Here is a 26,087-nt window from a genome sequence, read left to right as displayed (position 1 = left end):
CGTGTCATCCATTTTTTTTGAAAATTAATCTCCGAGGTCTGCCAGCTCGTTAGAAAACTGCCTGTCGTCTTGGTCGTATTTCATCGTCATCTGATGCGTCGTGTGACCAGCCGCCCGTTGAACGTCTTTCCAGTGATGCTTGCGGTGGGCGTCAGTGATAAATGTCCGTCTGAAATCGTGGGAAGAGTGCCCGAATTTTCCAAGGATTTTGTTTACCCGTTTATTTAGGGTGCTTGGGTGTAGAGGGACAATTTTTTGAATCAGTTCCCAAGCTTCTTTTGCGTCCATATTCCAATAAGGAACTTTGCGGACATTGGTTTTCACTTTGCGGGTGAGGATTTTTCCGTCTTTCACTCCGGCCCCTTGCTCGTCCACCAAAAGACTTTCTTTCAGCAGTTTCAAGCGGGAAAAACCGAGCGATTCATTTATCCGCAGGCCAAAGGCGTAGCAGAGTTTGATGTTCGGGAGCAGACTTGCGTCCTCTTCCTCCACCGCTTTTAAGATTTTTTTGTAAGTCGCATCAGGGACATATTTCGATTCGTCGCCATCGCCCTTTTTCTTTTTGAGGTAGTTGATTTCACTGAACTTAGCTCGACCGATGGGCTCCAATTTTCGAGGAGTTGGCATCTCGGGATAAACTTTTTGAGTCAGAAATCTGAGGAAACGATTCGTCGTGGAAACAATTCTTTTCAAAAGAGCGACAGACAAATCTTGGTCCAAAAGCCACTCACCCCAGTCATCTTCTTTGAGGTGCCACTTGCTCGGGTCAGCTAAATCATTTTTGATAATGAAAAACTCAAAGACATATTTTTGAAGAATGGTGACGGGATAACTTGCGGAACCTTTCGTCGTGGTTTGTTTTTTAAGATGCTTCTCAAAAGCAGAGAGTGATGTGATGTTGATAAACGCATGTTGGAAGTTGTAGCGTTCTTCGGCCAGTTTTTTCTCAGTGACAAATGAAGCGTTAAGACGACGAAGAAGAGCCCCGAGTTCCGTCTCGTTCATGTCTTTGTAGTGTTTGGCGGGATAGCGGTTCCACGTAATTTTGCCGTTCACTTTACGATAACGCTTGATGCAGTTTCGCTCTATACCGCTTCGGTTTTTCTCACGGACGAGATACCACTTTGACCACTCAGTGGCCGACTCTTGAATGTTGGTTGCGAGTTTCAATTCTCCCACCTTCTCATTATGTAGCCACGGCGAGAAAACGGTGAGACCAGTTGGATATTTGCTATCCAACTTTGGACCTAAGTTTTATCCAGCACAAAAGGCTAACTGATTGATATTTAGGTGGAATTAGACTTTGAACTTGTCAGTTTTGGGACTTAGAAGGGAGATGCTCTATCCAGCTGAGCTACGGAACCACGGTATCACGCTGAGTGAATCTTTCTTATAGGGGCAGAAGTCCCCGATTTCAAGAATTTATTTGGTTCCTAGGCTCATTTACCGAACAACTCGAAGGCTGATTTCAAATCTATTCAATTTTAAGGCACCTAAAAAGTGGGCGCTTTTATGCACCGAACCGACTTAAAGGCGGACCTCTATAAAGAGATCTGCCCTTTTTCAAACATCTGAACACCTTTCATGATCTGCTTCATTTGATCACTAAAGACTGTCGAGGGCTTGTCCTGAACATCCACAGTCTTACAGGATTTGATTCCCAGAGCGGACTTGAAGGTACTGCATTTCACGATGGTATAACATTGCGAAGCTGAGCAAGATACCGGGGTCCCGGCGTAGAAGTTCAACTTCGGGTTCGATTCAAAAGATTTGCTATCGATCGCTTTGCTACAAGCTGCGAATAGCGAACCGCTTTTATCCGAAGGACACATCCAGTCTTTGACGACAGCCATGAACTCTGCGCGCGAAGACTGCATCGACAGCGGCGTCACCGAAGGCATCAGCAGCGCATAATGAATCATCGCCTGAGGCAAGTCCGCCTCGCTCTTGGCAAAACCTTTATAGAAACCCAGGCCCTTATCAAATCGGCCCATCATACCTGAATAGTTATTGTTCACAGGCTTTAAACGCAGACAATCGTGGGATCCGCAGCGCATGCTCTGACGAAGAATGCGAGTCGTGTTACCAACTCGGGAAAGATGTTCCGGATATCTGCCGGCATCATGATAGTACCATTTACCATCAGACATCGGCTCTTGAAAGTCATCCGCCGTGAAGGTGCCAAAGGCCGGGCGCCCCCACAGCTTCGCTGCCGCCGGAGCCAGGAACCACCCCGAGTTGCAGGAATGGAAAATCACAACCGCATTGCGCGCCAAAAAACTTCCCATCTGAAAAAACTCTGCATCCGTGTGAGCCAACCGCTTGGTTCTCTTATGCAACACAATCCCCGTCTGAGGGTTTGAGTGAACAAAGAACTGAAGCGATGTCAGCAATGAACGGGGAAACTTCAATGCGCTTAGGATCTGGGATTTATCCAATCTGGAGGAATCTGCGATGTGGAGCTTAAAACCCGCATTAGCCAAAAGTTGCTGATCGGAATACAAGTCATTGGCTGCACTGATGATAATTCTTTGACGCTGAGGAAAGCGATCGCGTGATACCTTCGCCGCCAGAATAGCCGATTTTAAAAACAAATTTCCATGATCATCTCCATCTCCCGCAACAAACACATCCGTGGGGACGCCCGACCGAAGCTGACCAGGATCTGTCGCCAGAAAGATGGCCAAACTGTCCTGCGCCCAGATAAAAACCGCGAAAAAAGTAAGAACAAAGTATTTCATAATCTTCTTCCTGCTAAAAATGAAGTGGACGCTGTTTACCCGAACGGAAGAGGTAACGAAAGCTCTCCTTTTAAAATTTGCAGAAAATTAACAGTAAAATCAGCCCTCTGTTGTCTCTTAAAATTCAGCGAACATCAGCAGCGTCTACATTCGTGTTGAAATGATCTTCTTGAACCAAAAAAAAGACGTGACCAGGTTGCTCCAAGATTTCACTATGAAAGAATGACACATCATCAGGACATTCAGGATATCAATGCCGAGCGATCTGTAAAAACCGGAGCCTCCGGGATGCTTGAAAGCTTTCTTCGCAAGTTTCGTCAGATAGCATACCTGGTTGCCATCATTCCAGTTCTTCTGGCCTATGTAATTTGTCTGGGGGTTTCGCTGGCCCCGGGGATTTATCTCTTCCGCTGGGTGTCTGCGAACTGCACGGCCCTGCCGGATCTGCTGCAGGCGCTGTGTCTGGGGCTCTCCTTGGCAGGAGGTTTCGTTGCCTTCATTTTTGTTCTGATTGTTGTCGTGCCCGTTTTGAATGCGCCCGCCTTGCCATTTATCAAACCTTATCGTGGTCCCTGGTTTTCTTTGGAATCCATCCCCTGGTTTTATCACAATGCCTTGACCTATCTGGTGCGCTACACAGTCTTGGACTTTATCACACCGACACCGTTGAATATCTTCTTCTTCCGCGCCATGGGCATGAAGATTGGCAAAGCCTGTATGATCAATTCCTCCAACATCTCGGATCCGGCCCTTATCAGGTTGGGTGACTATGTCACTATCGGGGGATCTGCATATTTGATGGCCCACTACGGAATGAAAGGTTATCTTATCATTGATCACTTGAAAATTGGCTCGGGCGCCACCATAGGACTTGCAGCAAAAGTTCTGGGCGGAGTCGAAATAGGTCGCCGTGCCACCGTCGGACCGAATGCCACGGTCCTGCCTAAAACTGTGATCAAAGAACTGGAAAAGTTCGGCGTTCCTGAAAAACCGGAGGCTCTATGAGAAGGCAGGTTTTAATCATTCTCTTAACGACACTGATCGCATCCATTTCTTGCAGCAAGGACAAAGACGTGCAGACTAAACCCCTGGAATCTCAACTGTTGGAAGCCACAAAGAAGAACAATGCCGAAATGGTCCGCGCCCTTCTGAAACAAAAAATTAAAATTGACGAAAAAGATTCTCAAGGCCGAACGGCGTTGTTGATTGCCACCCGCAATAACGATGTCGAAATCGCCAAGCTTCTGATTGAAGCTGGTGCTGATGTGAACATTCAGGATCAAATTCAGGACAGTCCGCTGCTTTATGCGGGGGCAGAAGGCCGACTGGAAATACTGAAAATGATTCTGAAGTCCAAACCTAACTTCAAAATATACAATCGTTTCGGAGGCACTGCCTTAATTCCAGCCGCGGAAAAAGGTCATGTCGAGGTTGTGAAGGAACTCGTCAAAACACCCATTGATATAAATCATGTCAACAACCTGGGCTGGACAGCTTTGATGGAAGCCGTTGTCTTAAGTGATGGCGGCCCTGTTCATCAACAAATTATTCAGATTCTGGTCGATGCGGGCGCCAATGTGAACATCCCGGATCGGGATAAGGTAACGGCCCTGACCCACGCCAAAAAAAAGGGATTTAAGGAAATCGTGGCGATTCTGGAAAAAGCCGGAGCACGATAGGGGCTATCTTTTCTCGTGATAGATTCGCTCAGCAAAGCGGATGGCTGACAAGTTTTCCTCGTTTTCCATTCCGGCGCTCGGTGGCGCTAACAAGAAGGTGTGCATCAGGCAACGAGGCGCCCAAACCTGGACATGATTGAAGGGTTTAGAGACTTCAACAATGCCACCTTCTGAAAGCACACGTCTTTCATGTTCTTGCGGAGAGATCTCACCAAATACCACGGCCATGACAACATCCTTGGTGGCCTGCAGAAGACCGACCTTCCAGTCCCGCAGTTGCGCAAAGACCGGACCGAAGTACGGAGCCACGAAGCCACTGTGCTCTGGATAGATCAACCCGACCGCCGCAAAGGCCTGTTTGAAATCTGCCCGCATTTGAGAAGAAAACTTATCAAAGAACTTATCCCCAAAATGCAATCCCGGACTGTCGGCCAAAAGAGTTTTCTGTGTCGCCCTCGGGAAGGCGGCTGAAATCGTGTGGGAATGAACCAAAGCGCCAATGGCACCTGCAGAAGCACCCCACAAGGTCACGTCCTCAAAATTATCAAAGTTTAAAATCTTTCGATCGCGGAGATAGTTTAAAGATTTAAGGATGTTTGTGTAACCGACATGCCAGGTTTGGCGCGCAGAGTACTCCGTGTAGCGCGCCACATGACGACCTGAAAAAACATCCCCCGTGCAATAGGGAAAATAAAGCGCCGTATGATCTGTCCAGGGATGGGATGCCGACTCGGCCGTTAAATAGCTAAAAGCCGGAACTGCCGGAATTTTATAGATCCAAGTTTTTCGATCCAGACCGTGACAGGTGGACTCCGACCAGCAGGCTCCTCCGCCCATGAACTCAATTAAGATTTTATCCTTACGACGCTGGTCCAGAAAGACCGAGTACTGACTGCCGTCCCCGCAATAAGCGCCAGGGATCTGAATTCTTTCCCAGGAGCGGGCCCACACTTGAGTGGAAATCAAAAAAGACAACAGAACGACAACGGTCTTCATAGAAAAACTCCTACATTACAATGCTAAGAGTTTGCCAATGCCCGATAAATTAAAATCTCAAGAAAGACCTCAATACACGCCCTTGGTTTCGTGTTTTATTGAAAAAATCGATCACTCCTCCAGACTCCCAGGGCCTTTTACTAAGGACTCTTTTCCATTTTCCAAAGTCCGTCGCACGGCCTGACAAAGTGCCCGGATCGCATAGGCTTTGAAATCCTCGGCCGGATCGCAGGCATCTTCAAAGACCACTTCGATACTTTCCAGATAATTGCAAATCTCCTCCGCCGAAGGGGCTTCTGCAGACCGCGACAAGATCGTGTCTGAGATAGACAGTGCATGCCACCAGCGCTCCCAATTTTCAACCGGGCTTGATTCCTCTACCTGTATTACCTTCTTCATTCTTCTGTTTTCTTTCTAAGAAATCCAACGGACAAAGCCTTACGGCCGTGGCCATCTGCTTTCAAACCTATTCTATTATCTATTCTGTTGAAGATAGGACGACGAAGGGAAAGACCTCTAAGACTTAAGGTCCTTCCAACAAACTACTCTGAGACTGAATAAAAGGAATAAATAAGCATGTGCTCACTATAGCACATAAGACAAAACAAGTCCACCCTTCAGGACTTTACAGACTAAGGCTTCACTGGCGAAGGAACATTCACCAAACGCCCTGCTCCGAGCTGATTCAGACGATCAGAGCCCCAACAGTGCAAAGCTCCCGCCAACGTGATGCCGCAACTATGATATCGCCCGACTGCCACAGCCTTGTATTTATCCGAAGAAGAAATCGGTACTGCTGAAGCCTGCACAACCTGCAGACCATTCCCCAACTGCCCGTCAGAACCGCTGCCCCAACAACGAATATCCTGCGTACTGGTCAGTACACATTTGTGAGCAAACCCCACGTCCAAGGCCTGATGCACAAATCCAGGATCCGCAGGCTGAGCTGTAAAGCTGGTCGGATAGGTTCCTGACGACCAGCAGTTGAAAACCCCGGCCTGGGTTTTGGCGCAGAAGTTATTCCCGCTGCGGCTGAGTGATTCGTAAACCGTTCCCGCGTCAACATTCTCTGGCACAAAATGCCCGGCACCACCCCAGCACATCAATGCTCCCGCTCCGGTCAAGGCACAAGTGGCCTTGTTTCCGGCGACGGCAATGTCTTTAAAGCTTTCTACTGAATCCACAAATTGAGGTTTGCTGGCGGTGTCCGTGGTGCCATTCCCCAGTTGGCCGACATCATTAAGTCCCCAACACATGATCTTATTCTGATCCGTCAATGCACAAGAGTGGTCGCCTCCGGCAGAAACCTTGAGGAACTTCTCTGAACTGTCCACAACTTTGGGAACCGCGCGCTGAGTGGTGATACCATCGCCCAGACGGTGATTGATCCCATTTGCGCCCCAGCATTTTAAAACTCCATCGACCGTAATCCCACATGTATGATAGTTCCCGGGCGAAACGGCTTTGTATTTGACTCCACGGTCCACTTCCACTGGGAACGGTTTAGTGATCGTTGATTTATCACCCACCTGACCATTGCCGTTGTTCCCCCAGCACTTCAGCACACCCGCCGTTGTAATACCGCAGACATGATAAAGGATCCCGGCATCCATCAACTGATATTGCTCCCCATTGTCGACGACAATAGGGACAGGTCGGACAGAGGCCATGCCGTCACCGTTCTGCCCACTTCCATTTTCGCCCCAACAGAACATCACACCCGAAGTTTGAATTCCGCAGGTTCCGACAATTCCAGTGGCAACTGTCAAATAGCTTGCATCAGATACCTGCGTCGGCACGAGGGCTTTACCCGTTGAGTTTAAACCCAACTCCCCGTAATCACCACCACCCCAGCATTTAAGACGCTTGTCGTTCTTGGTAATGGCACAAGTATGCCCACCACCCGTGCTTACTGATGAATAGGTCACCGCTGAATCAATCGCTGTCACAGGGTTGTTCCCCGTGCCAACTCCGTCACCCACCTGACCTGAAGCATTGTTACCCCAACACTTGAGCTTATCGTCCATTGTGATGGCGCAGGTGTGACTGGTCCCAGCGGAAACCTGACGGTATTCAACCCCGGCATCCACAGTCGTGATTGCCACCGGCGAACCGCCCGTTCCCAACGCCTGCAAAGAACTGTTGGTCCCCCAGCATTTCAATTCATTGTCAGTGGTAATTGCGCAGCTGTGATAGGCACCGGCAGTGACATCTTTATAAAGAACTCCAGGATCCAGTTCCGTTGGATCAAATGTGGTACTCGAAGGACTGGTGCTCCCCGTTCCCATTTGCGCATAATCATTCTTACCCCAGCACTTCAGAACACCACCATCTGTGATCCCACAGGCATGGCTGGTTCCTCGGGCCACCTTTTTGTAAGTCACTGCCGCATCCACTTCGGCCATGGCAGCCCCGCCGCCCCAGCATTTGACTATCCCGGCCGTCGTGATCGCACAACCAGACGTCATCCCCAACTCGACGTCTTTGTAAAGGACACCACCGTCCACAACCACGGGACTATTCTGTCCAGGCCCCGGTGCTCCCAACTGCAAGGCCGAATTCTGCCCCCAGCATTTCAGGACTCCGCCCGTAGAAATACCGCAGGAAAAATCACTGCCCCTGCTGACTTTTATAAATGTTTTATCCTCGGCAGGATCAAGAACAAACCGACGCATCACCTGCTGCTTAAAGTAGGACGGATAGCCAATGACCTCTTTTAAAGCAACCTGCAAAGTTTTCGAACCCGAAGACGATCCAAAATAATCATAGGTTATTTTTCCCTCGGTTTGTCCGGCGGGAATCATCACCACTCCATCTTGAAGATTATGGTTCACCGATTGTTGAGCCGTGCTGAGTTCCGGAATCAAGGTGTATCGAACATAGATATTCGTCGGACTGGCTTCCGCCATGGTCACGACTATTTCCTGCTTGCTGGTCTGTCCAGTTTTCACCTGCACATCAGATGACTTTAAAAAAGAGATCTCAGCGGGAGGATAGTCCGCATAAAAGCTTTCCTCCTTTGAAAGTGTCGGCGGAAGCTGACTAAGATCCTCGAAAGAGGCATCCAGAGAACATGCTCCCAGGCCAGCAACCAAACTTAGGTAAAGCATAATACGAAGAAACGTTCTCATGTTTTATTGATCGGCGGAGATTAACTTCGACCAAAGGAATGCTCATAATTAACTGTTCGCTGAATTTTCGTCTCTCAAGTTGAGACGCAAAATCTCTATTTCATGTAATCATCAAAAATCTTTTGGATCACGCCTTCTTTTTTCATCTGCTGCAGGGTTTTTCCGAAGCGCTCTGCCAGCTCTTTGCTACCAGGCCCTCGGGCCTTGGAAAAGGCCACGTAGGACGGGTTTTCAGAAACCAGATAAACAGATTCAAAGATATCCCTGTATCCCAGTTTTTTGTTCATGAAGCGGAACGCTTCCTCTGATGCCACTACCACATCCACACGTTTGACCCCCTCAGAGCGCCCCAGTTTCTGAATCAGCATTTCCTGAGTGCCACTAAGATCCAATCGCAAATTCTTTTTATAGGCATCGAACTCCGGTCCATAAGAGTATTGATCATTCACTCCCACCGTCAGACCTTTGAGGTCCTCGAGGCTGCGAATTTTAAACTTTCTCTTCTTCAGCGCAAAAACCATATTACGGGTTTCACTGACCGGTTCATGAAAATAGAGAAATTCTTTTCGTTCCTCGGTCACAAACGGGGGAAAGAGCGCATCCACCTTCCCCGTGCGAGCCATCACCACAGCACGCGCCCAGGGGAACGTCACGAATTCAGGCTGAACCTTCATTCTTTTGCACGCCTCCCGAATGATCTCGACGTAAGTGCCCTTCAGCTCCCCTTTGTCCCGATAGATTTTGGGCGGAATATCTTCGTAAGAAGCAAAGACAACTTTTTCGGCCATCGCCGGAAAAGAAATAACAAGACCCACAATAAACAGCAGCGTTTTTAAAAACATTCCGACTAGCATGAATTTAGAGCTGACAATATTCAACTCCTTTTTAGTTCGGATTCCCTTTCAGACTTTCTAATGGATAAACTCAAAGTCGTTGTTTCAGAAGACGACGGATATCCGCGCGCATCTCTTCACTGACTTCGTGCTGCGCCGAATAAGTCAGTAATTGCACAGGAAAGCCTGCATCCGAAAAAACTCTTTCAGACTCTTGAGCATGAAAGAAAGGAAGCCTGTTATCTTCGATTCCATGTAGAATAAAAACATCCGGTGTCGCTGCCGCGCCACTTCGGCTTGTTCCTTATTATGCACAGGTCCCTGCTCCGTGAAGTTCACATGAAACCAACCATAACTGTGAGGGCCCATAGGCAAAGGACCACGCAAGCTGTAAACATCCAAGCGTGGATCCAACGAAGCTCCGAACTCCGCAAGGTCCTGCTCATTGGATCCCACTCCGTGCATCAGCACCAGAACCGGTGTCTTCGCAGATGATTCTTCTTTTGCCGGGATGTATGTATACATAATTCAGACCTTCCTTCCCAGACTCAAACAGCGCATGGAAATCGAACCCATGTCATAACCTTCAAACTCAAACTTCAGTTCATCTTTTTGCGCGTCTGCAGCCCCTAACACATACAACAGCGGATAGTAGTGATCCGGAGTCGGTACACTGTTGCGCCCGGCGGAGGTCTTCATAAAATCAGAGGCCAATGAGGCAAAGTCCCTTTTTTCAATCTGTCCCTTGACCCACTCGTCAAACTCCACGGCCCAGTCAAAGCCCTGGGACTGCTTACTCCAGTCAATCTGCCGAAGGTTATGGACAATATTGCCACTGCCCACGATCAGAACCCCCTGCTCACGCAAGGACTTCAGAATTTTTCCCAGCTGCAGATGAAACGCCGGAGGTTCGGACATATCTATGCTTAGCTGCAACACAGGAATATCCGCCTCGGGATAAATTCGGCGCAGTACGGACCAGGTCCCGTGATCCAATCCCCACACATTTTTGTCAGCGTGTATTTGGGGCTTGTCGGTCAACTTTTGGATTTGTTCTGCCAAGGCCGGATTGCCCGGAGCAGGATACTGCACATCAAAAAGAGCCTGCGGAAACCCGTAAAAATCATGAATAGTGCGAGGCTGGCCCATGTGAGTCACCCAGGTCCCGGCACTCAACCAGTGAGCAGAAATGCACAAGATGGCTTTGGGACGCGGAAGCTCGACTCCCAACTGCCCTAAGCGCTGAGTGAAACGATTGTCTTCGATTGCATTCATGGGGCTTCCATGACCTAAAAACAGAACTGGCATAGCTGATGATGCATCCAAGGAACCTCCCCCCAACTTCAACTGACGCAGCCCCAGCAGAGCCAGAAAACCTCCGGCTCCGAACATCAGGGACCTGCGTGTGATTCGGTGATATCGATCTTTCATGGATTCATTATCCGAAAGAACTCACTGTTGCGGCAGGGTTCAAAACCGAATCACTCTGTTGCGCCAGGGGGACAATGACTCAGCCAACTTTAATGAAAGCTGATATGATCCTGGGGTCTTTCATCGTGCTCATAACGATCCTGCAAGATCGCCTGTTCTGAACTCATCGGAATTCCCACTTTATGGATGGCTACCAAGGTCCATCCATAGGCCCCTGCGCCCACCAGGCACAGACAACCTACGCCCGTTAAAACCAGCGGAAATGTCAGCGAATTCAGCGGAGCATTCCAAGTTCCCCCGAGCAGGACTGCATTCACAGCAAATAGTCCCAAAGTGAGAACATTGAGCAACATGTGAATCAGGCCGTCTTTTTTTGCAGTGGTGTCCTTGGGAATTGTCATGGCCCAGTCAATAAATCCGGGAATGGCCGCCACCACGGCAAGCGCCACGGCCGCCATATTGGAAAAGTATCCCAGTTTATACCAGAAGATCTCAACATCCGCGAACTGGTACACAAGAAAGCTGACAAAGGTAAGAAGATAAAACGTAATGGGAAAGGCCACCAGCATGGGATGAATTCCATGCCCTTTGATTGATACTTTGCTGTACATAAAACCTCCCTGTTTTATGTCTTCAAAGTATAGCGTCTTTTCCGCAAGAGCCAGCCCTCCGGTAGCGAAGTGCCAACTCTCAGCGAACGACTCAGGCCAAGGTCGATTGTTATTTGTTTTTACTGTAGCGCTCGAAGCTGGCCTTGTTTTCAAAGTAAACCACAGAACCGTCAGCGCGAGCCGCAATTACAGCCGTGGCTTTGTCGATGGACTTACCGGTTACAGGATCAATCGCTTTGCGCGCACTGGCATCTTCCGCCAGGGTTTTTTTGCAGTTCTCACAGCAGCCATAGTATGTTTTCCCAGCATGGGACACTGGAATTTGATCACGGGGGAAAACCATGTTCGTCACCATACAGACTTTTTGATTCGGAACAATCTGCAAAGACTCCTTTGCCAAAGCCTCTGATCCAAACGCCAAAAAAACCAAAACGGCGGCAACGACAATAACGCCCCATTCTTTGAACTGCTTCATCATAAATATCCTTTCAAAGCTTCTCTCTGTCACTAGGAGGCCAGCTTCCCACTTGTGACAAAGTACCTGCTTTTTCTTAAAACGAACATATACGCTGTGGCAATGAGCCAGCCCCTCAAATCCATTGATTATCCAATACATTAAATAATCTTTCTATTTTATCCATCTAATCAAAATATCAATGGGGTGTTATATTAACAGCATATGAAAGGGACTGTTATGAAAAAACTCTTATTCTCTCAACAAAGTAATGCCCGACACTGGGTCGGCGACGGTTTTCCAGTCCGCTCGATCTTTACCTACAACGACATCGCCCGGGAAATGAGTCCATTTCTTCTGATGGACTACGCGGGCCCGGCAGTTTTTCCTCCGTCGGAACATCGTCGCGGCGTGGGTGAGCACCCTCACCGCGGTTTTGAAACAGTGACCATTGTTTACGACGGCGAAGTGGAACACCGCGACTCTGCAGGCGGTGGTGACCTGATCAAACCCGGCGATGTGCAATGGATGACGGCTGCTTCAGGTTTGGTGCATGAAGAATTCCATGGTGCTGACTTCGCGAAAAAGGGTGGCAATTTTGAAATGGTTCAACTTTGGGTCAATCTGCCGAAGAAGGACAAAATGTCCAAACCCCGCTATCAGGGCTTGATGAATACGGAAATCCCTCAAGTTGCTTTGGCAGATGGGGCGGGCCACTTGCGAGTGATCGCCGGTGAATTCCATGGGAATCGAGGACCTGCAAAGACATTCACTCCGATCAACTTGTGGGATCTGCGTTTACAGGCCGGAAGCAAAACGGAACTCAATCCCCCCGTTGGCCATACGGCGGCTGTCTTTGTTCTTAGCGGCGAGGTCACATTGGGTACGGGAGAGCGCTTGCAGGAAGCGGAGCTGGCCGTCCTGGACCGCGAGGGAGCCAGTTTCACTCTGACTGCCGGCACTGATGCCAAAATACTTTTCTTAGGTGGTGAACCTATTGAAGAGCGTATTGTTGGTTATGGCCCGTTTGTCATGAATTCGGAAGCAGAAATCCGTCAGGCCTTTATTGACTTCCAAGAAGGTAAAATGGGTCAGATAGATTCCATTGAAGGTTCGCGCTAAAAAGAATCCGAAGGGGCAAAGGCTCCTTCGGATTTGTTTTTCCCGCAGGTCTCAGGCACAATTCAGCCATGGACTTGAATGAAATCGCCATCTTTGTCAAAGTCGTTCAGACCGGCAGTTTTTCCTCCGCTGCAAAGCAGTTGGAGATGCCCAACTCCACTGTCAGCGCGAAAATTTCGTCTCTGGAAAAACGCCTGGGCGTCACCTTACTTCATCGGACCACTCGCAAATTGCAAATCACCCAGGCAGGACAGATGTTCTTTCAACGCTGTCAGGTGGGGATTGGCGAGCTTAAAGCCGCCACAGAAGAGGTCAGTCAAGGACAAGGAGAACCACAGGGACTGTTGAAGGTCACCGCCCCTGCCATCATCGGCCCCAGCTTGTTAAAGGAAGTGATCACAGAATTTCGTCGCCAATATCCGAAAATTCAACTGGAACTGCTGCTGACAGACCGACAGGTGGATTTGATCTCCGAGGGAGTGGATCTGGCCATTCGCGCGGGCGAGCTGAAGGATTCAACACTGATCACCAGGAAACTGGGACTGAGTTATTTTGCCCCTTTCGCCAGTCCGACATATCTCAAACGAACAAGCACACCTCTTCACCCCAAGGACCTGCGCGACCATCAATGCCTACAATTCACGCCGCTGGGAAAAGACCACTGGGAATTTTTAAACAAAAACCGCAATAAAGTGACTGTGAATCTGAACGGAGATCTGGTCATTGATGATCTGAATACGATCAAGGAACTGGCGGTTTCAGGTGAGGGCATCGCTCTACTGCCAACCTTCCTCTGTGGAGCGGAGTCGAAAACCAAAAAGCTGGTGCGCATTCTGCCGGACTGGCGTTCAGATGTAAGACCCGTGAGCTTCGTCTACCCGCCTCAACGATTTACCCAACCGCGCCTTATGGCATTTATTAACTGCGCCAGTGATCTTTTAAAGGAACGCTTAAAGGAACTTGAACTTTAGATGCTAAAAATGGAAACGGGCCCCGACCCTTTGGCCAAGTCCCGTTTCGGACGACCCCTAAAAGATGGAAGGTGAAAAAAGAATGAAATCTAAAACCACTTACCAACTTCCGGATCGTTTCCACATGCTTATTATAACGCACTTTTTCTTCAGTAAAGCGTCTGCTGCCAAGATGCAGAAACTTTAATCCGAGTAAATTTTAAACTTCTTCGACCTTAATACCTTCAGCCGCCATAATTCGCAAAGCATTGGTCGTTGGACAAGGCCCCAGTCGCAGATGATAATGGAATATCATCTTTCCATTATCATCAATATCTTCCCGGAAGTGCAGATTCAACAAGGTCGGGTTGCTGGCTTCCAATGCCGTCAGCTCCAAGTCATGAGTTGATATAAAGCCCATCGCAGATTTTTCCTGAGCCAGCGTCTGAATCACCGCACGACTGCCGATCTGACGCTCCCGATTGTTAGTGCCGCGGAAGATTTCATCAATCAAGTATAAAACGGGCTTTCCTGAAGCCGCGGTATTCAGAATGTCCTTCAGACGTCGGACTTCCGCATAGAAGTAAGAATACCCATCACGCAAAGAATCACTGACCTCGATGCAGGTTTCAATCTGCAGAGGAATCGTCACAAAGCGTTCTGCAAAGACTGGCGCGCCCATGTTGGCCAGTGTCTGATTCACCCCCAAGGTGCGCAGGAACGTGGACTTACCCGACATGTTGGACCCCGTTAGAAGCCCCAACGATTTATCTTTCGGGAACTCAAAATCATTGGCGACCGCCTTACTGCGATCCAAAAGAGGATGGAAGACATTCTTGCAAATCAAAGTCTTTTCCGTGGCAAACTCCGGATAACACTGGGTCTGATACTTATCAAAGACCAGCAAAGACCCCAGCACTTCAAATTCTGAAAGCTCTTCGACACAGGCCGGGAAGTCCTGAGCCATCTTCAATCTTAAACGTTCCAGGAAATAGACCGAGACCACCGTCCACGGAAGAATCGCATTTAAAATAAAATGCAAAATAGGATTGGTCTGAGTTCCCACAAAGCCCAGAATTGTTTCCAGCTTCTGTGCTGTTCGTGACGGTGACAACTGAAAGATTGTCGGACAAAGATCCTGCAATACTTTATCGCTGGTGGATTTTCTTTCAATCGCCTCCAGCACCGGCGCCAAAGCCGTCAGATGATGAGACAATCCGGTTCCCTGCAAAAAGGCGGACCCCACGGACCCCAGACTGAAAAGACTTAAAAGAGGAAATGCCATAAACACCACTGATGGCAAAATCGTCCCCGTCACACTGACAAAAATCAACACAGCCAGTGTGATCGACCATAAAATCAAATTGGCAATCAGAAGCACACCAAAGCGCGGCCCCACGAAAGAGTTTTTCAGAAACTCCTGGATCTGCAAGGTGGAAAGATTCAGCTCATTGGAATTGGTTTCAATCCCCAGCCGCGTGTAGAACCAGACGTGCGGGCGCAACAGACGGATTTGCTCCTGACGTTTTCTTAAAACTTCGACATCAGAGGGCGGCTGACTCATCCATCCCAAAAGTCGACGCAGTCCTCCTTCTGAAAGTGTTTCGTCCAGCAAAGTCCACAATGAGTGCGACCCCACCAATCCCAAATCCCGGATCATGGGAAACTCTGCCGACGTATCAAATGCCTGCTTCCAACTGCGACCTGAGGGTTGCCCTAAAAGACGCCTGTGCTGACGCAGAAGGAATTCATTCCAACGGGTCAATCTTTGCACGTGACGATAGATCCGACGCGTTCGCACTACTAGGACGACGAAGATCCCCATCAACACCGCCGGAACTGCAAAACCTGAGCGTGCATTTGGCATCATAGACAGAACAACAAGGCTTGCAAGAAAGATCAGGGCTGTTAAAAGACGAATGTTCTGATGTTGACGAAGGCGCTGCTGCCAGAGCTGCAAGAGACTCTGAATGCGTGCGGATTTTCTTTTGACGGATTGTTGCTTCATGCTTTCCATGATGCCGGGGCCACGAAAGCGAGGCAACTCAAAAACCCCGGGCTCTCGACCGAGAGCCCGGGAAAAAGATAAGACTTACAAAAGCTGAGAAAGTTCTTCCTCTGTCACTACAGGATACTCCTGACCATCTACGATTGGGACATAACCATCGTCAGAACCATCATTCGTATCAGGCACAGTCACCAGCTCTTCTCCTGGCTGCTCAGGTGTTGGCTCGGGTTCAGCCGCTCCGGAATCACCACCGCTATCAACGCCAGAACCGGAATCCACGTCAGCTCCAGGGTCTTCGCCAGCCCCAGCTTCTTCACCCGTTCCGGGTTCTTCACCAGATCCGGATTCTTCGCCAGTGCCAGGCTCTTCAATAGCTGCCGGTGTTTTCAAAACGGACTTCAGTTTCAACACAGGTTTCAACAGACAACCCCCGTTACCTTGCACAACGACGGATTTCAGCGCATCAAAGTCCACAACAACCTGATAGTTATGACCTGCTTCAAATTCCACTTTATTCGTCAGGATGATTTTGACACCGGTCTTTTGGGCGCTCGGTGTTTTCAGCTCACAGATGGAGTCATCACCTTTGACGGCATAATGTCCTTCATGTTTTAGAACCAGACGGATCTGCTGAATACGCAATCCCGCTGGAGCAACGATATCCTGCAACGGCAGCGTCACACCATTTTGCAACTTCAACAAATCCACCGGCCCCAATCCTTGAGCCAACTGCAGACGCCCGGATTTACCCGCCCCGCCGATCAAGACTTCCATGTGATCAATATCCACCACAACGGACTTGAGATCTTTATTCGGCGCATCTGTCAGTTTGAAACTGACTGTGCTCATTTCACTTTTGTACTGACTCGAGGTGGCTCCGCTTTCAGAGTCTGGCTCACTGACAGTGCGACTGCAGGCGGACCCAAGCAGCACAGCACCGAGGCATATAAGCTTTACAGAAACACGCTTCATCTTACCCTCCTGGTAATTCTTACGCTCAATATACTCCTCTCGACTTACAGACTCAAAAATGTCCCCTTTGAGGCATTCAATCTGAGAGAGCTATCAAAGACTTGGGCACTTTCTTCAACATTCTGCTGTCTTCATTGGCCTTGTCACGCAGCCCCCATGTGAGAAGAAAAATAAACCTCTTCACATTACAGACTTCAGTTTGCCATTTGCTCGTTTCTCACATACTGTGGGGCCGCTCAACACACTGGAGACGCTATGGCCTTACTTCTCGTCAGCATATGTCTAGCCGCGGTCATTTATTTATACTTCAACAACAATCCTCTGAATCACTCGAAAAAATTTATCTTCAGGCGCTTCGTGAACTGGTTCCCCCTGGGGATGAGCTATGCCTTTCTCTACATGGCCCGCTACAATCTGAATGTTTCCAAGAATGCCATGGGCGAGATGATGACCAAAGAACAGTTTGGGATCATCTTTGCTGCGGGCACTATTGTCTATGGCCTGTCATTCCTGATTAATGGACCCCTGGTGGACAAAATGGGTGGCAAAAAGGGAATTCTGATTGCCACCCTGGGTTCTGCCTTGATGAATCTGCTAATGGGCGGCGCAACCTATTTGTACCTGATGGGACGCCTGAAAACCAATATGGTTGTGGCCTTTTCGGTTCTGTACGCGATGAACATGTTCTTCCAAAGCTATGGAGCTGTATCCATCATCAAGGTCAAAGCCTATTGGTTCCACGTTCGTGAACGCGGCGTCTTTGGCGCCATCTTTGGAACCCTGATTTCGTTCGGCGTGTACTTCGCCTTCGACTGGGGACAGGCCATCGTTGATGCCTCGAAGTTACATATCGAAGGTGAAAAGACCGCTTTCCAAAAATTCATTCAACATATCTTTGCGATTGATACCGGTGCCACAGATGCCACCTGGCTGGTCTTTACCATTCCCGCCTTCATCTTGATCGTCTGGGCCCTGATCGACATGGTGCTTTTAAAAGATTCCCCAAAAGAAGCCAACTTCGATGACTTTGACACCGCTGATGCTTCCTCCACCGATGACGATGAAAATGTCAAAATGACGATGACACTGATTCTGAAGAAGGTGTTTTCTAACCCCGTCATGATCACGATTGCCATGGTGGACTTCACTTCAGGGGTTTTGCGCAACGGGATCATGCAATGGTATCTGATCTTTGCCAATGAAACCAAGGACACCAATCCGGCCTTCTATGCAGGGTCCGAATTCTTCATCAAGAACTGGGGGCTGTTGTTGTGCTTAACCGGGGTTCTCGGAGGCTTTATTGCCGGCCTGGTTTCAGATCGCATGTTCCAGTCCCGTCGCGGGCCTCCGGCTGCAATCAATAACGTTGTGATGATTCTGCTATTGATTGTGATGTGCGTTTTCTTAACCAAAGATCCTACGGTCTTCGGATTGGCCGCTGTCTTGATGACCCTGGCCGTGATCGGCGTGCATTCCCTGATGTCAGGAACAGCGGCGGCTGACTTTGGTGGCAAGAAAATGACAGCAACAGCTTCGGGTATTGTCGACGGCTGTGTTTATCTGGGATCAGGTTTGCAATCTCTTACGATCGGCTATCTATCCGCAAAAAACTGGCACTACTGGCCACTTTTCCTGATCCCCTTTGCTGTTCTGGGCCTGGTTCTTGCCCTGCGCATGTGGAAGGAACTGCCAGAGGCCACCAAGAAGTACATCCTTGAAGTGGAAAAAGCCGAAGTCCGCAGACAACAGCAGGAGAGCTAAAAAGGCTCTTTTGCTGGACGCCCTGGTCCAAAGGCTTTTCTGTTACCTTTGTGCTATTGAATGTGAAAGGCGTCTCTGGCAAAAAACTGGAATATCGACTATAGTGAAAGAGTTCTTAGGGGGCATGTCATGGAATTATGGTTCATACTTGGTTTTTTAGCAGTGGCGGGAATCTCCGTGATAGTCTATTTCTCTTTGATGGTGTTCTTCCCCGAGTGGGTGGGCATCACTGGCAAGGTCGCCCTGGACGCTGAACGCAGCCACAAAGAAGGCGCATCCGAAGACACTGGCAACACTCCTTTCAAAGGCTAATTCAACTTGGAATATCGGTCCCGGAATTGCCCGGGACTCAGCCCCAGTTTGGCGCGGAAGAACCGACTGAAATAATTGGGATCCTGAAAGCCCAGCGCACTGGAAACCTCCCCTATCGGTAAAACTGTGTAAGCCAGATATCTTTGAGCTTCCAACAAACAACGTTCATGAATCATCTCACGTGCGGATTTATTCAATAGTCTCAGCACCCGCATCGTCAAAGCCTTGGGCGAAATCCCCAACGATCTGGCGTAGAAGTCCACGTTGTGCTGTTCACTGAAGTGTTTTTCAATCAATCCTTCAAATTCTCGCATGAAACTGACTTCAGCTTTTTTGGCCTTGCTAGGTTTTGACTCGGTGGTGCGCAGTAATTCCAGGGCCAGCAAGCTTAATAAACTTCGCAAGGCCTGGTCTGCCCCCATTTTTTTCTTTGCAAACTCCAGGCACATTTTCTCAGAATAAAAGCGCATTTCTTTTTGCAGCTCTGCAGAGAATCGAAATACATCCGGAGCATCATACAGGCTTTGCAAAGGAGCTTTTTCCAAAAGATCCATGCGCAAGGAATCCAGATAGAACTCGACCACATATCCTCGCGTTCCTTTGGTCAGATACCACTGATGAACCTGACCAGGCTTAACCACAAAGATATTCCCGGCCTTCAGCGGGTAGCTGTTAAAATCAATGTTGTGCAGCCCCTTGCCAGCAGTGACGATCACCACCTGAAAAAAATCATGGCGATGCGGGAACGGCACCTTGGGGTTCACACGTTCTTCCAATCTTTCAGCGCGAATATCACCTCTTTGAGCTGTGACAATACCCAGTGCTTCCATCGAATGAAGCTTAGCGACATTTCTTCCCGGCATACTTTTCCCAATAGTGGCAACTGCCACAAAAATTTTGACGAGATTCTTTTGTATAACCTCAAAGTCCCGTCTTTTGTTTTGTCCCGTCCAGCATACCCTCGGTATAAAAGCTCATCAACCAATGGAGGGTCTCTTAATGAAAAAGTATTTCATTTCTGCATCTATGATTCTTTTATCCGCGTTGCCAGCAATGGCGGCTGAAATCACCCCAGGAACTTTGGTGGGCCGCTATAAGGTGGAGGCTCGTGCCGGGTTTCAAAAGATTTATGCGAACTTTCGCATATTAAACACAACCGAATTCGAAGTACAAAGAACATATGCCAACGGCGCTGAAGACGAAGTCTGCAACGGCACTTACAACCTGCTGAGCAGTGTCAGTTGGGATGAAAACTGGTTTCTGGCCGTCTCGAAACAATTCAAAGGCAACTTCACCTGCCCTAGCAATCGCTCTAAAACAATCACATTCAACGTTGATTTTGGCGCGAATAAAACAGAAGACCTGGCTCGCGGAACACAGGTGGTCGTCACCAGCTCGATGGCTCCTGGCATGAAACTTAATGCCTACGTGAAAAAGCAATAAACTAAAAAAGCCCTTCCTTGATTGGAAGGGCTTTTTCTTTCATCATGATTTTAGAAACTAATCGATCGCAGAGATTGTCAGCTTATCAATACCAACCTGCACGCCCAGGCCATGCAGCAGCTGCAACGAGATATTCATAGCCAGTTGTGGCAAGCCCACTTTCACAGCCGTGAAGGCCCCGACACCGCCAATGATCGCCGCTTCCCCTTGTGCCACCAGATATTTTCCCAGGATCACGTCCGGGGACGAGTTGAAAAGACTGACTTCTGAAGAAGCCCCGGCCAGTTTGAAATAGCCTATACCCGCCGTTGGACCAATCCAATGATGTCCGATCGTCACCTTCACATCCTGTGAATAGCGTGTGCCTTTGATGCTCTTGCACTTCAAAGTTCCGTACGCCACTGTTTTAAAGTGTCCGACGATCACCTTGATGCCCTTGGATGTGCCCTTGAAAGCCAACCCACAGGCCCACAGGCGGTTGCCGGCGATACTGGCCTCATCATTCATCACCACAGCTTCGGTGTTGGCGTGGGTAAAGGCCCCTGTCAAACCAAATGCCAGAAATAGAATCAACTTCTTCATACTGTCCTCCTTGCTTGCGCAATTCATGTTTCCTTCATCTTATTCGGAAGGAATTCCTTTTCAGTGGCAAGCCAACGGATGAAACACATACTTTACACACCCAAACTCTGTGCAATCCCACGGTTTGGGCCCAGAGTCTGCTGGACTCCTGTCACTTTGCAATGATATCGTGACCTGCAAAGCTTGGTAATTTTGTGGAGACGATATGATCAATCAGTGCAAGCAATGGCTTTCCCAGGATGTCCTGCCTCTATGGATCACAAAGGGAGTGGACTGGCAGAATGGGGGCTTTGTAGAGTCCTTTTCGCTGGACGGCGAACCGCAGGATGTTCCCCGTCGCTCGATGGTGCAAGCCCGCCAAATATACAGTTTGCGTATCGCCATGGAGCTTCAGCTTTGCGAAAAGGAAAAGGCCCTCAAAGCCATCGAACTTGGTGCAACAACCCTGATCAAAAACTATTCCTTGCCATCTGGTGCTTTCATTCATTCCGCCAGCAAAGATGGCGTTGCTCAGAACACCACACCGGACCTGTATGCACAGGCATTTGCTCTTTTTGGCTTGGCTCATGCTTATGCTGTTCTTCCCAAGACAGAATACAAAGAACGCGCACGCCAACTGGTGCAGTATCTATACAACGAGCGGCATTTGCCTCAAGGCGGCTTCACTGAGCTGACTGACAAAGGTGTTCAGTACGAGGCCAATCCGCACATGCACATGTTAGAGTCTGCTGTGGCGTGGATGGCTATCGACAAAGATCCTCTTTGGCAAAGGTTGGCCGATGAAATTCTGCAACTGTGTCTGAATAAATTTATCGATGCAAAATCAGGCACATTGGCCGAGCACTTCAATGCTGACTGGTCCCCGATTCTTGAAGGTGGCCGTTTTGTTTTCGAGCCGGGGCATCAATATGAATGGGCCTGGTTGCTGGGACTTTATCAGGGCCTCACAGACAAAGATCTCACAGCTGTTCGTGAAAAATTGATTGCTCTAAGCGAAAAGCATGGCGTCTGGCCGGAAAGAAGATCTGTCTATGATGAAGTCTGGAGTGATCTGTCTTCAAAGCAGCGTTCTTCCCGCTTCTGGCCTCAATGTGAGCGCATCAAAGCAGTCCTGCAGATGGGGCTGGAAGACACAACCCAGCGTGCTGTCTACGCGAAAGCCGCAGACGAAGCCATGGCGACGTTGTTTAAGTTCTTTGAAACTCCCCAAAAGGGCTTGTGGTTTGATACCTGGCTGGAAAGTGGCGAGTTCAAAATTCAACCTGCCAAAGCCAGCTCGCTTTATCATATCACGGGCGCGATCAACGAATACGTGCGCCTCAGACCTCAGCTCTAGTTTATTATTTAATTCGAGAGATAATGTCGTCAGCAACACTTTCAACCGTGTTGCTGCGACTCATTTCCATGCGGTTGGCCACAACCATCGACATTCTTTGAGGCGGACAGAGCCTCAGGCAGGACGTGGTCGAAACCGACCACGCAATATCCGGACGGAGTTCCTGCAGCCGAATTTGCAGCTTTTCCAGGAACTCCTTTTTAATGACCACCGAGGACCCCTCTTCCCCGGAAGATCTCACAATACAGCCTGAGCAGATCTCAACCAGCTGTTTCATGCGTATTAGCGCATCTTTGGCATCGTTTGAGCGATCCAGTCTTTGTAGTAAACCGCATTGGTGTAAACACCCGTGTTGTCACACAATGCACTGCCACGGCTGGTAACGCCAAACAGATACATCTGGCCGTTTTGTTCCACGTAAGCGGAACCACCAGAATCACCGGAACATGTCCCGTGACCTTTGGATTCATCCAGACGAACTTCTGTTTCATGAACAAATGAAATCGGAGCTTTCGTTTCGCGCAAAAGCCCATCGCCGAACATATCCACTTTCAAGCAGTTTTTCAGGTCGTCATCACACATGACTTCGCCGTATTCCAGGGCTTCGTCCAGATTTTTTACTTTTCTAGGATCGATCGGCTCGGTCTCTACTTCAGAAACTCCGTAGCCCGCCACTGTCACAGTCAAACCACGCTTCAGAATACTGTCATCCTGAAGAATCTGAACAGGCTTGTATCCTGGCGGCAAAGAACCACGGAACTTAATAAGAGCAATATCGCCCCAATCCATCTCTTTGTCTTCCTGGGTATCCGGGTCATAACTGGAATGAACTTTATAATCACTCACGCTGCGGGTGTAGGCCTGAACGATATCCTGCTCACGAGCGTTCATAAGATCGTCCATATCCACACCGAAGATCAGACGAATTTTAGCTGGCTTCACCCCCCAAACACAGTGAGCCGCCGTCAATACATAGTTATCCGCGATAAGAGAGCCCGTGCAGATGGCATCATTTTCAAGGTCATAGATTCCCACAATACCAGAGGACATGGAGCTGTTTTCTGCCACGTCTGTGCCGCCAATAATAGCCGTGGAATCCTTAGCGTTGATTTGTGGACGAGTTGAAAGTCCACAGGACGCCAAAACAATAGTTGCCAATACCAATAAATATCGGTTCAAAAAAGCCTCCCCCTAAAAGAGGGGCTCTTATATGTAGGACGTTACCAAACGGCAACATATTTTTGAAAAAAAGACGGGGTTCCCGACATATTCTTGAACTCTGACTCTAAAAGCCTAAACTTTCAGGTATGAAAAATTTTTATCAAGAAGGTCCCAGCCTTTCGAACACTTTTCGTTCCGATGAAACTCTTCAGAAAATTCTTAAATCCCTGTTGCCTCCGGAAGCTCAAAAACAGGCCCTTCCTCATCTGGATCATCTGGGCGAACGTGCCGTCACGGATATGCTGATCTGGGCGGAGGAAGCCGAAGCCCAGCCCCCTGAACATATCCCCTTCGATCCTTGGGGGCGTCGCATTGATAACATCAAAACTTCATCGGGATGGAAAGCCCTTGAACGCGTCGCTGCGGAAGAGGGTATCGTGGCCACGGCCTACGATCGAACCTGGGGCCCGGCCTCACGGGCTTACCAGATGGCGCTGCTTTATTTGTACTCTCCAAGCTCTGCGATATTCTCGTGCCCCTTGGCCATGACCGACGGAGCGGCCCGTGCGATTGAACTTTATGGCGACAGCGATCTTAAGTCCCGGGCTTTGCCTCACCTGCTATCTCGTGACCCCAAAAACTTCTGGACCGCAGGCCAATGGATGACCGAGCGAAGCGGAGGCTCTGACGTCAGCGGCACCTCCACCGACGCCCATCCCTTCACTGGTACCAGTGCCTTTGGCGCCACCCATTCCTTGCATGGAACAAAGTGGTTCACCTCGGCAACGACATCCCAAATGGCGCTGACACTGGCTCGTCCTGAGGGTGCGCCGGCTGGATCCAAAGGACTGGCTTTGTTCTTCCTGGAACTGCGCAATGATCACGGACAACTGAACAATATTCAGATTCATCGTCTGAAAGACAAACTTGGAACCAAGGCCCTGCCCACGGCCGAACTGAGCTTGTCAGGAACCCCGGCCCGCATGATCGGCAGCGCCGGCGAAGGCGTCAAGCGCATCGCCAGCGTCCTGAATATCACCCGCATTTACAATTCCATCTGCGCTGTCGGACACATGCGTCGCTGCCTGGATCTGGCGCAAAGCTATTCCCGCAAACGCCACGCGTTCGGCAAGCTTCTGATTGATCACCCCCTGCACAAGACCACACTGGATTCCCTGGAGGCGGATTTCCGTCGCTGCATCAGCTTTTGCTTTCTGGTCGCGGATCTTTTGGGCAAAGAAGAAGTCGGCGAAGCCTCTGCTTCAGAAAAAATTCTTCTGAGGGTCCTTACGCCAATTCTCAAACTCTATACCGCAAAAAAAACCATTCATATTGCCAGCGAAGTGGTGGAGATGTTCGGAGGTGCCGGCTACATCGAAGACACCGGCGTTCCCCGTCTGCTGCGTGATGCCCAGGTCTTTTCCATCTGGGAAGGCACCACAAACGTGCTTTCTTTGGATATGCTGCGAGCCTTTGAAAAAGATCAGGCTTGGCAGGTTTTGGAAGAGTTCCTGGTGCGCTCTATGGGCGCTACAAATGAACAACTGACCAAATTTAAGTCTTTACAAAGGCTGGGGCCGGAAGAAAAAGAGCAACAGGCACGCGATATCGCATTCCTGATTGCAGACACCATTTCATCCGCCGCCCAGAAGCAATTTAAAGTCTAGCATGCCCTGTCCCTGAGGACACCGACTCAGGGACAACTGCCACCTTGTTTGCAGATACGAAGTTTTCCACTAAAGTTTGTACTTTTACCGACCGCATCTCGAAAGCCCTTACTGAGCTCCTTGAAGCGAAACTCAAAGACACAAAAACGCGGAACCTGAACAAAATCTGTGTTCAGAAAAATACTAGTCTTGGAAAAGCTCACCTCCGAGGAACCGGAACCCGCCCCTAAAATCTGCACTTCAGAGCCAGCATCATCCTCCGGAAGACCTCCTGAAGGGATCAAGTCATTGGCATCACGAGGGCGAAGCTGCTGCCCCGAGCTCCTCAAATCACAGCTATACAAAAACCGGATATCCGCCAAAGACCTGCCATAGTTTACTCCGGCCAACGAAACATCCAACTGATAGCGCCCCTCTGACAAGTCCTGATCCTGCTCCTCTGGACGTGTCTTCTTTTTCATCATCTCCTTGGGGCCGACATAACAAAACGTAATGGCATATTCCGCGCCAAGGCGTTCGCTCCCTAATGAAATATCGATTTCCGACAGCTTGTTGTCAAAAGACCGATCCATAGGCTGAAGATATGCCCAGTCAGGCCCCGCCATTGCGATTTGGGTTTTATTAAAAACAGTCGAAGCCTGAATTTGATCACCCCAGTTGCTTCGACTGCGACAAACACAAGAAGTTCCGTCATCCGCGGCCTTCTCAGGAGAGCAGGACTCCCCCGTTGAAAGGTTCACACACTCAAGCTCTTCGCCGCCCGGATGTCTGATCCTCGCATTGCAGGCATAAAGCATTTCGCCAGAGTCTTTATTGACAACTGTCTGCATGTTCGCCGGAGAAGCCAGGACCGCTTCACCCAAAAACGCCAGCAGCACCAAAATCATTTTTTTCATT

The 26,087-nt window shown here is 49.2% G+C and carries 26 protein-coding genes; 9 read left to right on the top strand and 17 right to left on the bottom strand.

Translation table 11 applies throughout. The features are described 5' to 3' along the window. Positions 1-24: 24 nt before the first annotated feature. Together ACZ5ZV_RS04845 and ACZ5ZV_RS04840 are read right to left on the bottom strand one after the other, a co-directional pair. Entirely contained in the window at positions 25-1,239 is a 1,215-nt protein-coding gene (locus ACZ5ZV_RS04845) for a tyrosine-type recombinase/integrase (protein WP_464120286.1), read from the bottom strand. 302 nt (positions 1,240-1,541) lie between these two features. Then, the gene (locus tag ACZ5ZV_RS04840; RefSeq protein WP_464120285.1) at positions 1,542-2,741 is read right to left on the bottom strand and encodes a hypothetical protein; all 1,200 of its coding nucleotides are present in this window, start codon (positions 2,739-2,741) and stop codon (positions 1,542-1,544) included. A 222-nt stretch (positions 2,742-2,963) separates the two neighbouring features. Here ACZ5ZV_RS04840 and ACZ5ZV_RS04835 point away from each other — a divergent pair, with 222 nt between their 5' ends. Further along, positions 2,964-3,746, top strand: a complete 783-nt coding sequence (locus ACZ5ZV_RS04835) for a hypothetical protein (RefSeq protein ID WP_464120284.1) — start codon at positions 2,964-2,966, stop codon at positions 3,744-3,746. Next, the gene (locus ACZ5ZV_RS04830) at positions 3,743-4,420 is read left to right on the top strand and encodes an ankyrin repeat domain-containing protein (RefSeq protein WP_464120283.1); all 678 of its coding nucleotides are present in this window, start codon (positions 3,743-3,745) and stop codon (positions 4,418-4,420) included. Before ACZ5ZV_RS04835 ends, ACZ5ZV_RS04830 begins: the two co-directional genes overlap by 4 nt. Positions 4,421-4,423: 3 nt before the next feature. Here the strand turns inward: ACZ5ZV_RS04830 and ACZ5ZV_RS04825 are convergent, their stop codons facing one another. The 8 genes from ACZ5ZV_RS04825 to ACZ5ZV_RS04790 all read right to left on the bottom strand — a co-directional run bounded on the left by ACZ5ZV_RS04825 (position 4,424) and on the right by ACZ5ZV_RS04790 (position 11,900). Then, positions 4,424-5,416, bottom strand: coding sequence for a pectin acetylesterase-family hydrolase (locus ACZ5ZV_RS04825; RefSeq protein WP_464120282.1), 993 nt, complete (start codon positions 5,414-5,416; stop codon positions 4,424-4,426). A gap of 111 nt (positions 5,417-5,527) precedes the next feature. After that, a complete protein-coding gene (locus ACZ5ZV_RS04820; RefSeq protein WP_464120281.1) occupies positions 5,528-5,815 on the bottom strand; it encodes a hypothetical protein in 288 nt (95 codons plus the stop codon). A gap of 233 nt (positions 5,816-6,048) precedes the next feature. Continuing rightward, complete coding sequence (locus ACZ5ZV_RS04815; protein ID WP_464120280.1) at positions 6,049-8,547, bottom strand: RCC1 domain-containing protein; 2,499 nt, start codon at positions 8,545-8,547, stop codon at positions 6,049-6,051. Positions 8,548-8,642: 95 nt separating this feature from the next. After that, positions 8,643-9,389, bottom strand: coding sequence for a substrate-binding periplasmic protein (locus ACZ5ZV_RS04810; RefSeq protein WP_464120279.1), 747 nt, complete (start codon positions 9,387-9,389; stop codon positions 8,643-8,645). A 156-nt stretch (positions 9,390-9,545) separates the two neighbouring features. Then, on the bottom strand, positions 9,546-9,905 hold the full coding sequence (locus ACZ5ZV_RS04805) for an alpha/beta hydrolase (RefSeq protein WP_464120278.1): 360 nt from the start codon (positions 9,903-9,905) through the stop codon (positions 9,546-9,548). Positions 9,906-9,908: 3 nt separating this feature from the next. Then, positions 9,909-10,688, bottom strand: a complete 780-nt coding sequence (gene ygiD, locus ACZ5ZV_RS04800) for a 4,5-DOPA-extradiol-dioxygenase (RefSeq protein WP_464121389.1) — start codon at positions 10,686-10,688, stop codon at positions 9,909-9,911. Between the two features lie 212 nt (positions 10,689-10,900). Then, entirely contained in the window at positions 10,901-11,422 is a 522-nt protein-coding gene (locus tag ACZ5ZV_RS04795; RefSeq protein WP_464120277.1) for a DUF2231 domain-containing protein, read from the bottom strand. Positions 11,423-11,531: 109 nt separating this feature from the next. Next, the gene (locus ACZ5ZV_RS04790; protein WP_464120276.1) at positions 11,532-11,900 is read right to left on the bottom strand and encodes a hypothetical protein; all 369 of its coding nucleotides are present in this window, start codon (positions 11,898-11,900) and stop codon (positions 11,532-11,534) included. 216 nt (positions 11,901-12,116) lie between these two features. Between ACZ5ZV_RS04790 and ACZ5ZV_RS04785 the strand changes: the two genes are divergently transcribed. Then, positions 12,117-12,998 carry a pirin family protein gene (locus ACZ5ZV_RS04785; protein WP_464120275.1) on the top strand — a complete coding sequence of 294 codons (882 nt, stop codon included), beginning with the start codon at positions 12,117-12,119 and terminating at the stop codon, positions 12,996-12,998. Between the two features lie 68 nt (positions 12,999-13,066). Further along, positions 13,067-13,969, top strand: coding sequence for a LysR family transcriptional regulator (locus tag ACZ5ZV_RS04780; protein WP_464120274.1), 903 nt, complete (start codon positions 13,067-13,069; stop codon positions 13,967-13,969). Positions 13,970-14,168: 199 nt separating this feature from the next. On the opposite strand, the gene ACZ5ZV_RS04775 is transcribed toward ACZ5ZV_RS04780, so the two are convergent. Further along, positions 14,169-15,956 (bottom strand): MutS family DNA mismatch repair protein, encoded by a 1,788-nt coding sequence (locus ACZ5ZV_RS04775; RefSeq protein ID WP_464120273.1) that lies wholly within the window; start codon positions 15,954-15,956, stop codon positions 14,169-14,171. An 84-nt stretch (positions 15,957-16,040) separates the two neighbouring features. After that, positions 16,041-16,928, bottom strand: coding sequence for a DUF4382 domain-containing protein (locus tag ACZ5ZV_RS04770; protein ID WP_464120272.1), 888 nt, complete (start codon positions 16,926-16,928; stop codon positions 16,041-16,043). Between the two features lie 255 nt (positions 16,929-17,183). Here ACZ5ZV_RS04770 and ACZ5ZV_RS04765 point away from each other — a divergent pair, with 255 nt between their 5' ends. Beyond that, complete coding sequence (locus ACZ5ZV_RS04765) at positions 17,184-18,689, top strand: MFS transporter (protein ID WP_464120271.1); 1,506 nt, start codon at positions 17,184-17,186, stop codon at positions 18,687-18,689. Between the two features lie 129 nt (positions 18,690-18,818). Then, positions 18,819-19,001, top strand: a complete 183-nt coding sequence (locus ACZ5ZV_RS04760; protein ID WP_464120270.1) for a hypothetical protein — start codon at positions 18,819-18,821, stop codon at positions 18,999-19,001. Here the strand turns inward: ACZ5ZV_RS04760 and ACZ5ZV_RS04755 are convergent. After that, the gene (locus tag ACZ5ZV_RS04755) at positions 18,998-19,864 is read right to left on the bottom strand and encodes a helix-turn-helix domain-containing protein (RefSeq protein ID WP_464120269.1); all 867 of its coding nucleotides are present in this window, start codon (positions 19,862-19,864) and stop codon (positions 18,998-19,000) included. The genes ACZ5ZV_RS04760 and ACZ5ZV_RS04755 overlap by 4 nt on opposite strands. 136 nt (positions 19,865-20,000) lie before the next feature. On the opposite strand from ACZ5ZV_RS04755, the gene ACZ5ZV_RS04750 reads away from it, so the two are divergent. After that, positions 20,001-20,444, top strand: a complete 444-nt coding sequence (locus tag ACZ5ZV_RS04750; RefSeq protein ID WP_464120268.1) for a hypothetical protein — start codon at positions 20,001-20,003, stop codon at positions 20,442-20,444. A gap of 57 nt (positions 20,445-20,501) precedes the next feature. Here the strand turns inward: ACZ5ZV_RS04750 and ACZ5ZV_RS04745 are convergent, their stop codons facing one another. Continuing rightward, entirely contained in the window at positions 20,502-21,026 is a 525-nt protein-coding gene (locus ACZ5ZV_RS04745) for a hypothetical protein (RefSeq protein ID WP_464120267.1), read from the bottom strand. 205 nt (positions 21,027-21,231) lie between these two features. On the opposite strand from ACZ5ZV_RS04745, the gene ACZ5ZV_RS04740 reads away from it, so the two are divergent. After that, positions 21,232-22,362 (top strand): AGE family epimerase/isomerase, encoded by a 1,131-nt coding sequence (locus tag ACZ5ZV_RS04740; RefSeq protein WP_464120266.1) that lies wholly within the window; start codon positions 21,232-21,234, stop codon positions 22,360-22,362. 4 nt (positions 22,363-22,366) lie between these two features. On the opposite strand, the gene ACZ5ZV_RS04735 is transcribed toward ACZ5ZV_RS04740, so the two are convergent. Further along, on the bottom strand, positions 22,367-22,639 hold the full coding sequence (locus ACZ5ZV_RS04735; RefSeq protein ID WP_464120265.1) for a hypothetical protein: 273 nt from the start codon (positions 22,637-22,639) through the stop codon (positions 22,367-22,369). 5 nt (positions 22,640-22,644) lie between these two features. Further along, entirely contained in the window at positions 22,645-23,541 is an 897-nt protein-coding gene (locus tag ACZ5ZV_RS04730; protein WP_464120264.1) for a S1 family peptidase, read from the bottom strand. A gap of 128 nt (positions 23,542-23,669) precedes the next feature. Here ACZ5ZV_RS04730 and ACZ5ZV_RS04725 point away from each other — a divergent pair, with 128 nt between their 5' ends. After that, positions 23,670-25,190, top strand: coding sequence for an acyl-CoA dehydrogenase family protein (locus ACZ5ZV_RS04725; RefSeq protein WP_464120263.1), 1,521 nt, complete (start codon positions 23,670-23,672; stop codon positions 25,188-25,190). A gap of 26 nt (positions 25,191-25,216) precedes the next feature. Here ACZ5ZV_RS04725 and ACZ5ZV_RS04720 read toward each other — a convergent pair whose 3' ends face one another. Then, positions 25,217-26,086: a hypothetical protein gene (locus ACZ5ZV_RS04720; RefSeq protein WP_464120262.1), complete on the bottom strand. Its 870-nt coding sequence runs from the start codon at positions 26,084-26,086 to the stop codon at positions 25,217-25,219. Position 26,087 lies beyond the last annotated feature (1 nt).

It is taken from the genome of Bdellovibrio sp. HAGR004, from assembly GCF_055397015.1.
This window is presented reverse-complemented; position numbering and strand designations above follow the sequence as displayed.

Coding starts and splice junctions, on each gene's coding strand:
- ACZ5ZV_RS04765 (WP_464120271.1), top strand. CDS start 17,184: ATGGCCTTACTTCTCGTCAGCATATGTCTAGCCGCGGTCATTTATTTA.
- ACZ5ZV_RS04755 (WP_464120269.1), bottom strand. CDS start 19,864: ATGCCGGGAAGAAATGTCGCTAAGCTTCATTCGATGGAAGCACTGGGT.
- ACZ5ZV_RS04835 (WP_464120284.1), top strand. CDS start 2,964: ATGACACATCATCAGGACATTCAGGATATCAATGCCGAGCGATCTGTA.
- ACZ5ZV_RS04750 (WP_464120268.1), top strand. CDS start 20,001: ATGAAAAAGTATTTCATTTCTGCATCTATGATTCTTTTATCCGCGTTG.
- ACZ5ZV_RS04775 (WP_464120273.1), bottom strand. CDS start 15,956: ATGAAGCAACAATCCGTCAAAAGAAAATCCGCACGCATTCAGAGTCTC.
- ACZ5ZV_RS04735 (WP_464120265.1), bottom strand. CDS start 22,639: ATGAAACAGCTGGTTGAGATCTGCTCAGGCTGTATTGTGAGATCTTCC.
- ACZ5ZV_RS04740 (WP_464120266.1), top strand. CDS start 21,232: ATGATCAATCAGTGCAAGCAATGGCTTTCCCAGGATGTCCTGCCTCTA.
- ACZ5ZV_RS04720 (WP_464120262.1), bottom strand. CDS start 26,086: ATGAAAAAAATGATTTTGGTGCTGCTGGCGTTTTTGGGTGAAGCGGTC.
- ACZ5ZV_RS04725 (WP_464120263.1), top strand. CDS start 23,670: ATGAAAAATTTTTATCAAGAAGGTCCCAGCCTTTCGAACACTTTTCGT.
- ACZ5ZV_RS04780 (WP_464120274.1), top strand. CDS start 13,067: ATGGACTTGAATGAAATCGCCATCTTTGTCAAAGTCGTTCAGACCGGC.
- ACZ5ZV_RS04770 (WP_464120272.1), bottom strand. CDS start 16,928: ATGAAGCGTGTTTCTGTAAAGCTTATATGCCTCGGTGCTGTGCTGCTT.
- ACZ5ZV_RS04805 (WP_464120278.1), bottom strand. CDS start 9,905: ATGTATACATACATCCCGGCAAAAGAAGAATCATCTGCGAAGACACCG.
- ACZ5ZV_RS04810 (WP_464120279.1), bottom strand. CDS start 9,389: ATGTTTTTAAAAACGCTGCTGTTTATTGTGGGTCTTGTTATTTCTTTT.
- ACZ5ZV_RS04745 (WP_464120267.1), bottom strand. CDS start 21,026: ATGAAGAAGTTGATTCTATTTCTGGCATTTGGTTTGACAGGGGCCTTT.
- ACZ5ZV_RS04840 (WP_464120285.1), bottom strand. CDS start 2,741: ATGAAATACTTTGTTCTTACTTTTTTCGCGGTTTTTATCTGGGCGCAG.
- ACZ5ZV_RS04795 (WP_464120277.1), bottom strand. CDS start 11,422: ATGTACAGCAAAGTATCAATCAAAGGGCATGGAATTCATCCCATGCTG.
- ACZ5ZV_RS04825 (WP_464120282.1), bottom strand. CDS start 5,416: ATGAAGACCGTTGTCGTTCTGTTGTCTTTTTTGATTTCCACTCAAGTG.
- ACZ5ZV_RS04820 (WP_464120281.1), bottom strand. CDS start 5,815: ATGAAGAAGGTAATACAGGTAGAGGAATCAAGCCCGGTTGAAAATTGG.
- ACZ5ZV_RS04760 (WP_464120270.1), top strand. CDS start 18,819: ATGGAATTATGGTTCATACTTGGTTTTTTAGCAGTGGCGGGAATCTCC.
- ACZ5ZV_RS04830 (WP_464120283.1), top strand. CDS start 3,743: ATGAGAAGGCAGGTTTTAATCATTCTCTTAACGACACTGATCGCATCC.
- ACZ5ZV_RS04790 (WP_464120276.1), bottom strand. CDS start 11,900: ATGATGAAGCAGTTCAAAGAATGGGGCGTTATTGTCGTTGCCGCCGTT.
- ACZ5ZV_RS04785 (WP_464120275.1), top strand. CDS start 12,117: ATGAAAAAACTCTTATTCTCTCAACAAAGTAATGCCCGACACTGGGTC.
- ygiD (WP_464121389.1), bottom strand. CDS start 10,688: ATGCCAGTTCTGTTTTTAGGTCATGGAAGCCCCATGAATGCAATCGAA.
- ACZ5ZV_RS04815 (WP_464120280.1), bottom strand. CDS start 8,547: ATGAGAACGTTTCTTCGTATTATGCTTTACCTAAGTTTGGTTGCTGGC.